General features: G+C 70.7%; 9 protein-coding genes. 4 read left to right on the forward strand and 5 right to left on the reverse strand.

Annotated elements, in window-relative coordinates; all coding sequences use genetic code 11:
- Window positions 1-193 precede the first annotated feature (193 nt).
- Both ACWD6R_RS08395 and ACWD6R_RS08400 read left to right on the forward strand, forming a co-directional pair.
- Window positions 194-1675 carry an APC family permease gene (locus tag ACWD6R_RS08395; RefSeq protein ID WP_451817982.1) on the forward strand — a complete coding sequence of 494 codons (1482 nt, stop codon included), beginning with the start codon at window positions 194-196 and terminating at the stop codon, window positions 1673-1675.
- A gap of 51 nt (window positions 1676-1726) precedes the next feature.
- A complete protein-coding gene (locus tag ACWD6R_RS08400; protein ID WP_451817983.1) occupies window positions 1727-2698 on the forward strand; it encodes a hypothetical protein in 972 nt (323 codons plus the stop codon).
- A gap of 19 nt (window positions 2699-2717) precedes the next feature.
- Here the strand turns inward: ACWD6R_RS08400 and ACWD6R_RS08405 are convergent, their stop codons facing one another.
- Complete coding sequence (locus ACWD6R_RS08405; RefSeq protein ID WP_451817984.1) at window positions 2718-4787, reverse strand: PhoX family protein; 2070 nt, start codon at window positions 4785-4787, stop codon at window positions 2718-2720.
- A 237-nt stretch (window positions 4788-5024) separates the two neighbouring features.
- On the opposite strand from ACWD6R_RS08405, the gene ACWD6R_RS08410 reads away from it, so the two are divergent.
- Window positions 5025-6944: a VWA domain-containing protein gene (locus ACWD6R_RS08410; RefSeq protein ID WP_451817985.1), complete on the forward strand. Its 1920-nt coding sequence runs from the start codon at window positions 5025-5027 to the stop codon at window positions 6942-6944.
- Here the strand turns inward: ACWD6R_RS08410 and ACWD6R_RS08415 are convergent.
- Together ACWD6R_RS08415 and ACWD6R_RS08420 are read right to left on the reverse strand one after the other, a co-directional pair.
- Window positions 6875-8101 (reverse strand): sensor histidine kinase, encoded by a 1227-nt coding sequence (locus tag ACWD6R_RS08415; RefSeq protein WP_451817986.1) that lies wholly within the window; start codon window positions 8099-8101, stop codon window positions 6875-6877. The two genes, ACWD6R_RS08410 and ACWD6R_RS08415, sit on opposite strands and share 70 nt — an antisense overlap.
- The gene (locus ACWD6R_RS08420; RefSeq protein WP_451818054.1) at window positions 8098-8751 is read right to left on the reverse strand and encodes a response regulator transcription factor; all 654 of its coding nucleotides are present in this window, start codon (window positions 8749-8751) and stop codon (window positions 8098-8100) included. The genes ACWD6R_RS08415 and ACWD6R_RS08420 overlap by 4 nt, the downstream gene beginning before the upstream one ends.
- Window positions 8752-8898: 147 nt before the next feature.
- Between ACWD6R_RS08420 and metG the strand changes: the two genes are divergently transcribed.
- Entirely contained in the window at window positions 8899-10503 is a 1605-nt protein-coding gene (metG, locus tag ACWD6R_RS08425; protein WP_451817987.1) for a methionine--tRNA ligase, read from the forward strand.
- A gap of 115 nt (window positions 10504-10618) precedes the next feature.
- On the opposite strand, the gene ACWD6R_RS08430 is transcribed toward metG, so the two are convergent.
- Window positions 10619-11425 (reverse strand): L,D-transpeptidase family protein, encoded by an 807-nt coding sequence (locus ACWD6R_RS08430; RefSeq protein ID WP_451817988.1) that lies wholly within the window; start codon window positions 11423-11425, stop codon window positions 10619-10621.
- 551 nt (window positions 11426-11976) lie between these two features.
- Window positions 11977-13761, reverse strand: a complete 1785-nt coding sequence (gene aspS, locus ACWD6R_RS08435) for an aspartate--tRNA ligase (protein WP_451817989.1) — start codon at window positions 13759-13761, stop codon at window positions 11977-11979.
- Window positions 13762-13942 lie beyond the last annotated feature (181 nt).

Genomic DNA, 13942 nt, shown 5'->3' on the forward strand with positions numbered 1-13942 from the left:
GCTCTTACCGCCCAAGCCGACACAGCTGTAACCACGGGACTACGATGCGGACGATCTTCCCGAACGGACTGACCGCATCCGTTCGGAGTTTCGAAGATCTGTTTCTGACATGCCGCCACATGTCGTGCCTCTGAAGGATGTACGGGGACTCCGCCGGGGCACGCCGTACTTCCGGAAGCAGTTGAGAACAGCGATGCGCAACACGCCCGCCCGGCCCGGCCGTGGGCTCCAGCCCAATGCCCTCGGTACGTTCAACACGATCGTGATGGCGGTCGCGGGCAGCGCCCCCGCCTATTCGCTGGCCGCCACCAGTGCCGTGCTCGTCGGTACGGTCGGTCTCGCCGGGCCAGCCGCCCTGCTGTACTGCGCGATACCGATGCTCGGCATCGCCCTCGCCTACCGGCAGCTCGGCCGGATCGACGTCAACGCGGGCGCCGGCTACTCCTGGGTCGGCAGGACCCTGCACCCCTTCCTCGGTTTCCTCAGCGGCTGGGCGCTGGTCGTCGCGGCGACCCTGTTCATGGTCGCCGGATCGCTGCCCGCAGGGACGATGACGCTGACCGTCATCGACTCGCGCTCCGCCGACAACACGACACTCGCCACCCTCATCGGGGCGGGCTGGTTCCTGCTGATGCTGCTCGTCGTGCTCGGCGGGGCCCGGCTCAGTGCCCGAACCCAGCTGCTCATCTCCGGGGTCGAGCTGGCGATCCTGCTGCTCTTCGCGGTCGTCGCGCTGGTCCGCGGCTCCACGGACACCGGGGCCGGTGCCGCACAGGCCTTCGAATGGTCCTGGCTCGGCTTCGGGCACTTCGACGGGGTCTCCGGCTTCGCCTCCGGCGCGCTGATCGCCGCGTTCTACTACTGGGGCTGGGACGTCACCGGCAACCTCAGCGAGGAGACCCGCGACAGCCGCCGCACCGCGGGGCTGGCCGGGATCGTCGGCGTGCTCACCGTCTTCGCGCTCGTCGAAGTGTTCGCGATCGCGGTGAACGTGATCCTCTCCGTCGACGACATCCAGCAGCACAGCGCCAACGTACTGACCGTGCTCGGGGAGAAGGTGTGGCCCGGCGTCGGCGGAAAACTTCTGGTGGTGGCGGTGATGCTGTCCACCGTCGCGACCCTGCAGACCACGCTCATCCAGGTCACGCGCTCCCTGTTCGCGATGGGCCGCGACCGCACGATGCCCGCCGCGTTCGGCCGGGTGCACCGCAGCTGGAACACGCCGTGGGTGGCTGTCGCGGCCGTGGGCGGGGTCGCCCTCGTCCTGATCCTCGCCTCGCTCGCCCTCGGCCGCGTGCAACGGATCCTGGGTGTGGCCGTGCAGGCCATCGGGCTGCAGATCGCCGTGTACTACGGGCTCGCGGGGCTGGCCGCCGTCGTCGCGTACCGCAAACTGCTCCTCCGCTCGGTCCCGGACTTCGTCCTCGGCGGGCTCTGGCCGCTGGCCGGCTCGCTCTTCATGTTCTGGATCTTCTTCGAGGCGCTCGGCGACTTCAGCAGAACGGCGCTCGCGCTCGGCCTCGGCGGTCTTGCCGTGGGTATCGTCCCGATGTTCTGGTACCGGCGGCGCGGCAGCTCGTACTACCGTCCGGCAAAGCTCGATGCTTCGCGGACCGTGCAGACCGAGGATTCGTCCGGTTGCACCGATTCCGCCACGATCGTCACCGACTTCTGATCCCCGGCCCCTCCGCCCCCACCAGCCCCGAGAGGAGACGACCCTCCGAGCATGGCTGTACGCCGACGCCGCACCCCCCCACCCGTGCACTTCGACCCGGATTTCGGCGACCGGTCGCTCACCGCGGCCCGCCAGGACATCGTCATCGGCCGCTGGCAGGGCGTACGCGATCTGCTGCACGCCACTGGCAACGCGTGGGCGCTGCGCACCCACCGGACCCGGCTGCTCGCCCACGCCGCCGCGGGCAGCTCCACCGTGGAGACCTGGCTCGCCGCCGAACCGAAGAACGCCGACGCACACGTACTGAAGGCGGCGACCGACGTCGTACGGCTCTTCGGGCGGGCCGTCATGGCGGGCCGCGGCATCGCCGTCGACCAGGACCGGGTGGACCGGGCCGTCCGCTGCTGCCTGCGGGCCGCCGAGGCCTGCCCGTCCGACCCGATGCCGTGGGCGTCGCTGCTGACCGTGGCGCGGCTGTACGAGGACGGAACCCGGTGCCGGATCACGAAGTGGTGGGACGAACTGCTGCGCCGCGACCCCCACCACATGGAGGGGCACACGCAGCTGCTGCGCTACTACTCGGCGCGCTGGCACGGCACCCACGGCACCATGTACGACTTCGCGCGCGACGCGGCGGGCGCGGCACCGCCCGGTTCGTCGCTTCCGGTGCTGGTGCAGATCGCCAGGGTCGAGGAGTACCGGTACGTCTCCGATGCCACGCACGGGCGGCCCGTCGTGGCGCCGCGCACCGGGCAGCAGCACTGGAACCACGAGCTGGCGGTGACCGAGGTGTGCCGCACCTGGGAGCGGTGGCTCGGGATGCGCACGGCGGGGCCGGTGCCCCCGGAGGAGGTCGGCGAACTGAACTACCTCGTGCACGCGGCCTGTTACGCGGGGCGGCCCGCGGAGGCCGCGGACGCGTTCCGGCTGCTGGACGGGCGGGCGGTGCGGGTGCCGTGGTCCTACACCGGGGACGCGGAGGCGCAGTTCACGCGGTGGCGCCGCCAGGTCGCCACCGCGTGAACCCTTGCGCGGGCGGGGCTCAGACGCCGATGTCGCTGCCGTCCTCGCGCCAGACGGCGACGACCGACGGGCGCACGATCCTGCCCGGACCGTCCGGCCAGCTGCTCGCCGGCTTCTCGACGGACGCGCCGTCGATCTCGCCCGGGTGCTGCACCGCGACAAGCACCCGGCGGTCCTGGACCAGCGGACCGCAGGTCTCGGCGCCGCTCGGCACGGTCAGGAACTGCTTGAGCTCACCGCGCCGCTCGCCCTGGGTGGCGACCCCGAAAAGGCCGTCGTGCGAGCCGAGCTGGTTGCCGTCCGTGGCGATCCACAGGTTGCCGTGCGGGTCGAACGCCACGTTGTCCGGGCAGGAGATGGGGCTGACCTTCTCCTTGGGGAAGCCGGAGAAGTACGTCGCCGGGTCGTTCGGGTCGCCCGCGACGAGGAACAGCCGCCAGGCGAACGTGTCGCCGGCCGGGTCGTCCCTCTGCTCGGCGAGCTCCAGGATCTGGCCGTGCTTGTTCAGGTTGCGCGGGTTCGCCTCGTCGGCGCCCGCCTTGCCCGGCTTGCCGCGATCGGTGTTGTTCGTCAGCACGACATAGACCCGGCCGGTGCGCGGCGACGGCTCGACGTCCTCGGGGCGGTCCATCTTCGTGGCGCCGACCTTGTCACCGGCCAGCCGTGTGAAGACGTACACCTCCTCGGCGGTCATCCCGGGCACGTGGGACGTGTTGCCCGTCGCCAGCGGGATCCAGACGCCGCTGCCGTCGAACTCACCGTCGGAGGGCAGCTTCCCGGTGCCGTCGATCTCGGCGGCCGGGGAGTCGCCGGTCAACTTGGCGACGTACAACGTCCCCTCGTCCAGGAGGGTGAGGTTGTGCTCGCGGGCGGCCCGCGAGTTCCCCTTCTTCATCTTCTTCGACGATACGAACTTGTAGAAGTAGTCGAAGCGTTCGTCGTCACCCATGTAGACGACCGGCCGGCCGTCGGCGGTCAGGCGGGGCTGCGCGGCCTCGTGCTTGAAGCGGCCGAGCGCGGTGCGCTTGCGCGGCGTCGCTTCCGGGTCGTACGGGTCGAGCTCGACGACCCAGCCGAAGCGGTGCGCCTCGTTCGGCTCCTGCGCCAGGTCGAACCGCTTGTCGAAACGCTCCCACTTGCGCTCGGTGGCGCCGGTCGCGATGCCGTACCGCTTGTCGGTGGCGCTGGAGCCGTTGGCGAAGTACTGGTTGAAGTTCTCCTCGCCGTGCAGCGTGGTGCCCCACGGGGTCGTGCCGCCCGCGCAGTTGTTGAGCGTGCCGAGCACCTTGCGGCCGGTGCGGTCGGCGGACGTACGGAGCAGGGGGCTGCCCGCGGCCGGGCCGGTGACCTCGAACTCGCTGGTCGCGGTGAGGCGGCGGTTCAGCGGGTGGCGGCCGACCGGCGACAGCTTGCCGGTGCGGCTCTCGTCCTGGACGACGACTACGGAAAGTCCGTGCGCGGCCCAGGCGATCTCGACCTGCTCGCGGGTCGGGTTGGCCGGATCGTAGCCACGGAACATGAGGTTCTCGTCCGTGTACTCATGGTTGGCGACCAGGACCTGGCGGCCGTGCTCACCGCGGAGCGGGAGCAGGGAGAGGAAGTCGTTGTTGTAACCGAACTGGCCCGCCTGCGCCTTCGCGGACTGCTTGTCCGGGTCGAAGGCGGGAGCGCCGCGCAGAATCGGCTCGCCCCAGCGGATCACGACATTCTGGTCGTAGCCGTCCGGGACGGTGACCTTGTCGTCCTTGTTCGGCGCGACGGGCTCGAAGCGCAGACCACGGGCGCCGGAGGCGGCGGGAGCCGTCGGCCCGTCCGGCGTGTGCCCGTGGCCCGCGAGCGCGGCGGCCTCGGCCTGCGGCGCGGCCGGGCCGGCCAGGACGGTCGTCCCGGCGGCAGCGGCGACGGTCACCACGGCTGCGGCACGCATCATCGAACGGCGCGAGAGGGCACCGGCGATGACATCACCGACGTATTCGTTGTCGCTGGTGTTCGGAATTTCCTGGAAGCAGGCGTCGCCACAGCGGTAGCGGCAGGTCAGCGCAGAGCGCCCGCCCGGGTGCGAGCTGATGAGCGGCAGCAGGTTGCGCACGGTTTTTCCCTCCATATGTGTGTCACGCGTGACGGTAGGTGCGCAGTCACGCGGTACGAGGGACTCCGCATGAACGGGGAGTGAAGTCAGGGCCACCGCTGTCCGTTTGACACGGGCGCGGGCCGCACCAACGAACGGCCGGATCCGGCCGCTAACCTTACGTATCCGCCCTGGCCAGGGATAAATTCCCGCAGTACGGACATTCATCGCACCCAACTCATGCGAAAGGCCTCGCCCATGGGCATTCGGAGCTTGCTGCGCAAGGTGTTCGGCCGCGACCGCGCGGAGCAGGACGAACCGACGACGGCCACGGTCCCGCCCCAGACGGAGCGCACCGGGCCGACGGAGTCGGAGCCCGTCGCGGTGACGGTGACGGCGGACGAGACGGTGGCGGCATCCACCCCGCCCGCCAAGGCCTCGGTGCCCGCTCCCGCCTCGCGCCGGTCCACCTCGCCCGAGAGCGGACTGGCGGCGGACCTGGTGGCGGAGGCCTTCGACAGGGCATCGGCCCCCACCCCGAAGTACACCCCCACGGTTCCGGCCCAGGGCTCGGCCCCGGAGCCGGCCGCGGCCGAGGTCTCGGTGGAGCCGGTCGCGGAGGCGATCGCTGCGGAGCCGGAAGCGGAGGCGGTCACTGCGGTGCCCGAGGCGGAGGTTGAGGCCGAGCCGGTCGCCGCCGAGGCCCAGGTTGAAGCCGCACCGGCCGCCGCCGAGGGCGAGGCCGAGGCCGCACCGGCCACCGCCGAGGTCGAGCCGGTCGCCGCCGAAGTCGAGCCGGAGGCTGCTCCCGAGGCCGCGGTGGAGCCGGAAGCGGAGGCGGTCACTGCGGTGCCCGAGGCTGAGCCGGTCGCCGCCGAGGTCGAGGTTGAGACCGATCCGGTCGCCGCCGAGGCCCACCGGGAGGTAACCGCCGAGGCCGAGCCCGAGGCTGAGCCGGTCGCCGCCAAGGGCGAGGACGAGGCAGCACCGGACGCCGCCGAAGCCCAGCGGGAGGCCGCCGCCGAGGCCCAGCCGGTCGCCGCCGAAGTCGAGTCGGAGGCTGCTCCCGAGGCCGCGGTGGAGCCGGAAGCGGAGGCGGTCACTGCGGTGCCCGAGGCGGAGGTTGAGGCCGAGCCGGTCGCCGCCGAGGCCCAGGTTGAAGCCGAACCGGTCGCCGCCGAGGTTGAGTCCGAGGCCGAGCCGGTCGCCGTGGCCGCCGCGCCGGAGACCCCGGCCGAGCCCGAGCCGACCGCTCCGGAGGCCCCGGCCGAGCCGGAGACGGTCGTCGTCGTGGCCGAGGCCGAGCCGGAGACCCCGGCCGAGCCCGAGCCGACCGCTCCGGCCTCCGCACCCGAGCCCGCACCGGTCGCCGCCGCGGTCGACCCCGCTCCCGCACCGGTCGCCGAGCCCGCACCGGAACCCGCCGCAGAGGCGCCCGTCACCGACGTACCCTCCGAGGCCCCCGCACCCGCCGCCGACGAGCCCACCCCCGCCCTCCCCCTCGCCCGGGTCACGTCCAGTGCACCTGCGCTCGCCGAGCCGTACAAGGCTGCCCAGGCCGCACTGGAGGCACACGGGCTGACCGGGCTCCGCGCCACCGTCTACCTGGTGCTCGACCGTTCCGGCTCCATGCGGCCGTTCTACAAGGACGGCAGCGCCCAGCACCTGGGCGACCGCACGCTCGCCCTCGCCGCGCACCTGGACGAGAACGCGACCGTGCCCGTCGTCTTCTTCTCGACCGACATCGACGGCACCGGCACGGTCGACCTCACCGCTCACGAGGGCCGGATCGACGAGCTGCACGCGGGGCTCGGCCGTCTGGGCCGTACGAGCTACCACCGTGCCGTCGAGGAGGTCGTCGCGCACTACGAGAAGTCGGAGGCCACCGGTCCCGCCCTGGTGATCTTCCAGACGGACGGCCCGCCGGACACCAAGCAGCCCGCCAAGCAGGCGCTCGTCGAGGCGGCGCGGCTGCCGTTGTTCTTCCAGTTCGTCGCGTTCGGCGAGGAGGACGCGAAGGGCTTCGACTTCCTGCGGAAGCTGGACGCCCCGAACGCCGCGTTCTTCCACGCGGGCCCCGCCCCGCGCGAGGTGCCGGACGCCACGCTCTACCAGGAGCTTCTCGCCGCGCTCCCCGCCTGGCTCGCCACCCGCGAGACTGCCGCCGACAAGGGCTGACCGGGCAGGTCGACCGGCAGACGTACGGTCACGGCGAGCCCGCCCCCGGGGCGCGGCACCGCCGTGACCGTACCGCCATGCGCCACCGCTATGGAACGCACGATCGAAAGACCGAGTCCGGAGCCGGGGCCCATCCGGTCCCGGCCCTCGCCCCGCCGGAACGGCTCGAAGAACCCCGGGATGTCCGCCTCCGCCACCACCGGCCCGGTGTTGCGCACCTCCAGGACCGGCTCATCGGCCCCGTCCCCTGCGACGGACACCTCCACCGTCCCGTCGGGCACGTTGTAGGTCACCGCGTTGGCCAGCAGGTTCGCCACCAGCTGGGCCAGCAGCAGCCGGTTCCCCCGTATCCCGCACGGCTGCGCCGAGACCCGCACACCCGGATACCGGGCCGCCTCCTCCGCCACCACCTGTGCGAGATCGACCGCGTCCCGCTCGCCCGCCGCGAGCCCCCGCTCGCTGCGCGCCAGCACCAGCAGCCCCTCGATGAGCCGCTCGCTGCGCCGGTTGTTGTCGAGGAGCGTCTCCCTGGTCCGTACGAGATCCTCAGGGGTCGGGTCGTCCAGTCCGATCTGGATCGCGGCCCGCTGGGTGGCCAGCGGCGTCCGCAGCTCGTGCGAGGCGTTGGCGATGAACCGCCGCTGGCTGTCGAACGCCTTCTGCAGCCGGGCCAGCAGCGCGTCCAGCGTGTCACCGAGCTCCTTCAGCTCGTCATCGGGTCCGCTCGACGCGATCCGTTCGTGCAACGTGTGCTCGGAGAGGCGGCGCGCCTTCGCGGTCATCGCGTGGACGGGCCGCAGTACCCGCCCCGCCGTCCACCAGCCCACCCCGACGGCGCACGCCGTCATCACGAGCAGCGCGGCCGCGGACCAGATCAGCAGCTGGTGGCCGGCCGCGTCGCTGACATGGTCGGTGAGGTCGTAGACGGTGGGCGGGCCGAGGCTCCGCCGGGTGATGAGCGGACCGTTCACCGCGTAGCCCGGCTGGATGACGGCGGCGGTGGCGGCGATCGCGCGGGCCTGCGAGTCCGTACCGGCGCGGGAGGCAAGGTTGACGGTGGTGAGCAGCGCGGTCCCGAGGACCAGGAACACCCCGCCGTACACGAGCGCGATCCGCGTCCGGATCGTGGCGTGCCGGACGGCCGACGGTCGCTTCACAGGGCGTACCCCACACCTTGCACCGTACGGATCAGGGCGGGCTCCCCGAGCTTCCCGCGCAGCTTGCTCATGCAGACGCGGACGGCGCCGGTGAACGGGTCGGCGTTGGCGTCCCAGGCGCGCTCCAGCAGCTCCTCCGCGCTGACCGTCCCGCCGTCCGCCTCCAGCAGCAGCTGCAGCACCGTGAACTCCTTCGGCGAGAGGTCCAGCTCCCGGCCGTCGCGGGACGCGGTGCGCCGTACGGAGTCGAGCCGGACGCCGTGCCGCTGCAGCTGCGGCGGCACGGGCCGGGCGCTGCGCCGCCGCAGCGCCCGCACCCGCGACACCAGCTCCGGGAACTCGAACGGCTTGCCCAGATAGTCGTCGGCGCCGAGGTCGAGACCCGAGACACGGTCCTCCATGGAACCGGCAGCCGTGAGCATCAGGATCCGGGTGCGCGAGCCGGAGGCGACGAGTCCGCGCGCCACGTCGTCGCCGTGCACCCGCGGCAGATCGCGGTCGAGGACGACGACGTCGTAGTCGTGGAGCCCCAGGTAGGCGACGGCCGCGTCCCCGCTGTAGACGGTGTCGACGGCGAACCCCGCCCGACGCAGACCGGTGGCGACGAGCTCCGCCAGGATCTCCTCGTCCTCGGCGACCAGTACCCGCATCGTGATGTCCCCTGCCTCGTGCATGCCTGTCCGATCGCTCCCAGGATGGGCCATTGCTACCGGAAGGCATGTTTCGCAAAGGTCTCCATGGCCGGGCAACGTTTATCGGTGTGAGTGGATCACCCACGGGCCGTTAGGATTTCGACCATGGCGGCCACTGGATCCGAGAAGCAGGGGGCGACGGCGTACTACGTCTCGACCCCCATTTACTACGTCAACGACGCTCCTCACCTGGGCCACGCCTACACGACCGTCGCAGGCGACGTGCTCACCCGCTGGCACCGCCAGCGCGGCGAGAAGGTGTGGTACCTCACCGGCACGGACGAGCACGGTCAGAAGATCATGCGCACTGCCGAGGCGAACAACGTCACCCCGCAGGAATGGTGCGACAAGCTCGTCGAGGAGGCCTGGAAGCCCCTCTGGGAGCACCTGAACATCGCGAACGACGACTTCATCCGCACGACGGAGAAGCGGCACACGGACCGTGTGCAGGAGTTCGTGCAGGACCTGTACGACAAGGACGAGATCTACAAGGGTGGGTACGAAGGCCCGTACTGCGTGGGCTGCGAGGAGTACAAGCTCCCCGGCGACCTCATCGAGGCGGAGGACGGCACGAAGCTGTGCGCGGTCCACAAGAAGCCGGTGGAGATCCTCAAGGAGGAGAACTACTTCTTCAAGCTGAGCGAGTACGGCCCGAAGCTGCTGGAGTTCTACGCGAACAACCCCGGCTTCATCCAGCCCGAGTCGGCCCGCAACGAGGTCGTGAACTTCGTCCGGCAGGGCCTGCAGGACCTGTCGATCTCGCGCTCGACCTTCGACTGGGGCGTCCCGGTGCCGTGGGACGAGAAGCACGTCATCTACGTGTGGGTCGACGCGCTGCTCAACTACGCGACGGCGGTCGGCTACGGCGCCAACCAGGAGAAGTTCGACGGGACGTTCCCGGCCGATGTGCACCTGATCGGCAAGGACATCCTCCGCTTCCACTCGGTCATCTGGCCCGCGATGCTGATGGCGCAGGGTCTGCCGCTGCCGGGCAGGGTCGTGGCCAACGGCTGGCTGATGGTCGGCGGCGAGAAGATGTCGAAGTCGAACCTGACCGGCATCAAGCCGCAGGACCTGACCTCGCACTTCGGTGTGGACGCGTACCGCTGGTACTTCCTGCGGGCGATCGCGTACGGCAACGACGGCTCGTTCTCCTGGGAGGACTTCACCGCCCGCTACACCTCCGAGCTCGCCAACGACTACGGCAACCTCGTTTCGCGCGTCGCCGCCATGGTCGGCAAGTACTTCGGCGGGGCGCTCCCGGAGGCCACGGCCGCCGGTGAGGCCGAGAAGGCCGTCCAGGACGGTCTTGCGAAGGCCGTCGCCACGGCCGACCGGAAGATCGGCGAGGAGGTGGATTTCCAGGCCGGCATCCTGGCGATCTTCGACTTCGTGAAGCAGGTCAACGGCTACATCACGGAGCAGGAGCCCTGGAAGGTCGCCAAGGACGAGTCCCCCGAGGGCCGGGCCCGCCTCGCGACGATCCTGTACACGGCCGCCGAGGCGCTGCGCGGTGTCGCGGTCCTGCTGAACGCGGTGATGCCGGAGACCTCGCAGAAGCTGTGGGAGTCCCTCGGCGCCGAAGCGTCCCTGGGCGCTCTGCCCGACCAGCTCGTGCAGGACGCGGGCAACTGGGGTCAGCTGCCGGCGGGCGCGACGGTGACGAAGGGTGCGGTGCTGTTCCCGCGCCTGGAGGAGAAGCCCGCGTAGGTCTCGCCACGCAGAAGAGGGGCCCGGACCGGTGACGGACGCTGTTGGTTACCAACAGCGTCCGGTGACGGTGCGGGCCACTCACGTATGCGGGCTCCTCGGGTGCCTGAGGTCATCAGCGGGCCAGGGCCGCAGCGTCGCCCATGACAACCACCGGCACCTTTGCCGGGTCGAGGGCGCGCAGCAGTTCCCTCATCCGGTCTTCGGGGATCGAGATGCAGCCCTGGGTCGGTCCGCCGTGGTCGACATGGAGCCAGATGCCGCCGCCCTGCTCCTCGCCGAGCGGACGGGTCGGGTCCAGCGGGGAGGCGCCGGGGATGCGGTTGTAGTCGATGGCGATGACGTAGTCGAAGGACCCCTCCAGGGAGTCCCCGTGGAACCCTTCGCCGCTGACGTTGAAGAGCGGGTTCTGCTCGTACGGGAACGCGGTGCCCGGGGCGGCGCGCAGACCGCCCGCGGCCGTCAGCCCGTAGACCCCGATGGGGGTCCGGAGGTCACCCGCCCGGTGCTCGTCGGTCCAGCCCTTCAGGGCGTTGTGGGCGGGCCACGGGCCCAGGGCCGGCTGCCAGCCCGCCATGGAGCCCTCACGGGTGTAGAGGACGGCGGTGGCCAGACTGGAGTCGGGTGAGTCCCCGGTGACGACCAGCGCCTGCCGGGAATCGGCCGGGATCGCCGCCCTGATCCCCCGCCCCAGCAACCGGATCTCGCGAGGACGCGTGGGGGCGGCCGGTCCACGGGCGGCGGCAACCGGGCCCGCCGCACCGGACGTACCGGCGGGTGCGGGGGCGTGGGAGCCGTCGCCGGGGACAGCGGCGGGTGCGGTGCCTGAGGCACCGCACCCGGTCAGCACGAGGAACAGTGCGGCACAGACGGCGTACGGCGGACGTCTGGACCTGCGTGGACGTGACACGCGTTCGGGCACGAGGGCTCTCCTAGGGGTCGGTGTCGAAGGCGGCGGAGGCGAGTCCCCGCGCCAAGTCCCCGAGCCAGTCTTTGCCGACTCCACTCCCGACTAATCAGACAAAGCGGCCATCCGGCCGCATCCGATCAGGTTCTCTTTGTCGCTGCGGGCGTGTCCCGCTGTTCAGCTGCCGACGCGCAGGCACGGAAAGGGCCCGGAACCGTGCCCGGTCGAGCCGGTTCCGGGCCCTTCCACTCCGCGGAGGACCGGAGGGTCAGAGGTCCGTTCCGTCGTGCGTCTCGTCCGGGTCCACACCCATCGTGATCGAGCCGACGACGCCACGCGCCATGTGGTACCGCCCGGCGACGCGTCATGTCCTTCTTGTGTGCGGGTCCCTGAGTCTCTGTCGTGGAGAGTGAGGCTAGGCAGGGGAGCTGGCAGGGGCGTGTGTGTGAGCTGTGCGTTGCTGTGCAGGACGGTCAACCAGGGGCAGAACGTGAAACAGCCCCCGACCGCCGGCCGGGGGCTGTTTCACGTGGAACGGAAGCGGACCTCGGTGGTCCGGGACCGGTCTACTTCTCGGTCTTGTCCTTCGCCGCCGCGACCGGCTTGCGCAGCTGGATGTTCAGCTCACGCAGGCGACCCTCGTCCAGCTCGGTGGGCGCGCCCATCATCAGGTCCTGTGCGTTGCCGTTGAGCGGGAAGGCGATCGTCTCGCGGATGTTCGGCTCGTCGGCCAGCAGCATCACGATGCGGTCGACGCCGGGGGCGATGCCACCGTGCGGCGGGGCGCCGAGACGGAACGCGCGGAGCATGCCCGCGAACTCGTGCTCGACGGTCTCGCGGTCGTAACCGGCGATCTCGAACGCCTTGAGCATCAGCTCGGGCTCGTGGTTACGGATGGCGCCGGAGGACAGCTCGATGCCGTTGCAGACGATGTCGTACTGCCAGGCGAGGATGTCCAGCGGGTCCTTCGTCTCCAGGTCCTCCAGGCCGCCCTGGGGCATCGAGAACGGGTTGTGCGAGAAGTCGATCCTGCCGGTCTCCTCGTCCTTCTCGTACATCGGGAAGTCGACGATCCAGCAGAACCGGAAGACGCCCTCCTCGAAGTGGCCGGCGCGCTTGGCGGCCTCGACCCGGACGGCCGACATGATCTTGGAGACCTCGTCGAACTCACCGGCGCCGAAGAAGACGGCGTGGCCCGGGACGAGCGACAGACGCTCGGTGAGGGTCTTGATGTCCGCCTCGGTGAGGAACTTGGCGATCGGACCGGCGAGGGTGCCGTCCTCGCCGACGCGGACCCAGGCGAGACCCTTGGCGCCGTGCTCGACGGCGTACTCACCCAGACCGTCGAAGAACTTACGGGACTGGCCCGCGGTGTCCGGCACCGGAAGGGCGCGGACGTGCTTGCCGGCGAACGCCTTGAACTCCGAGTCCGCGAAGACATCGGAGATGTCGACGAGCTCCAGCTTGGCGCGCAGGTCCGGCTTGTCGTTGCCGTACTTCAGCATCGACTCGCGGAACGGGATCCGCGGGAACGGCGACGTGACGTGGCGGCCGTTGCCGAACTCCTCGAAGAGCTCGGTCATCAGCTTCTCGATCGGCCGGAAGACGTCCTCCTGCTCGACGAACGACATCTCGACGTCGAGCTGGTAGAACTCGCCGGGGGAGCGGTCGGCGCGGGCGTCCTCGTCGCGGAAGCACGGCGCGATCTGGAAGTAGCGGTCGAAGCCGGAGATCATCAGCAGCTGCTTGAACTGCTGCGGAGCCTGCGGCAGCGCGTAGAACTTGCCGGGGTTCAGCCGGGACGGGACGACGAAGTCACGGGCGCCCTCGGGGGAGGTCGCGGTGAGGATCGGGGTCGCCATCTCGTTGAAGCCGAGGGCCACCATCTTCGAGCGGATCGAGGCGATGACGGCGGAGCGCAGCATGATGTTGCGGTGCATGCGCTCGCGGCGCAGGTCGAGGAAGCGGTACTCCAGGCGCCGCTCCTCGTTGACCCCGTCCTCGATGTTGATCGTGAAGGGCAGCGGGGCGGCCTCGCCGAGCACCTCGACCTCGGCGACCTCGATCTCGATCTCGCCGGTCGGGAGCTCCGGGTTGACGTTGTCGGCGCCGCGGGCGGAGACCTTGCCGTCGATCCGGACGACGGTCTCCTTGGTGAGCTTCGACAGGGCTTCGTTGCCGGGCGTGCCGGGGCGGGCGACGAGCTGCACCAGACCGTAGTGGTCGCGCAGATCGATGAAGAGGATGCCGCCCAGGTCTCGACGATTGTGCAGCCAGCCGCTCAGCCGGACGTCGGTGCCGACGTCAGAGGCGCGGAGCTCGCCGCAGGTGTGGGACCTGTACCGATGCATCGTCGTTCATCCAGTCTTCGCGGTTTGGTGGATTCAGCCTCCCCAGGCTACCGCCCACGGCCGCACCACTTCATTGCCATAACCCCAGGCAAGATCATCCGGCGTGGCCGGGGCGCTCCGCGGGAGCCTGCCGGCGGCCGTCCTCGGTGGCGTCAGCCGAGCACATATTCCTAAAGTGGGG

The sequence above is a fragment of the Streptomyces sp. NPDC005151 genome (assembly GCF_053599875.1).

Excerpts from the sequence above, each read along its gene's own strand:
- ACWD6R_RS08395 (WP_451817982.1), top strand. The coding sequence starts at position 194 with ATGCGCAACACGCCCGCCCGGCCCGGCCGTGGGCTCCAGCCCAATGCC.
- ACWD6R_RS08400 (WP_451817983.1), top strand. The coding sequence starts at position 1,727 with ATGGCTGTACGCCGACGCCGCACCCCCCCACCCGTGCACTTCGACCCG.
- ACWD6R_RS08410 (WP_451817985.1), top strand. The coding sequence starts at position 5,025 with ATGGGCATTCGGAGCTTGCTGCGCAAGGTGTTCGGCCGCGACCGCGCG.
- ACWD6R_RS08420 (WP_451818054.1), bottom strand. The coding sequence starts at position 8,751 with ATGCGGGTACTGGTCGCCGAGGACGAGGAGATCCTGGCGGAGCTCGTC.
- metG (WP_451817987.1), top strand. The coding sequence starts at position 8,899 with ATGGCGGCCACTGGATCCGAGAAGCAGGGGGCGACGGCGTACTACGTC.
- aspS (WP_451817989.1), bottom strand. The coding sequence starts at position 13,761 with ATGCATCGGTACAGGTCCCACACCTGCGGCGAGCTCCGCGCCTCTGAC.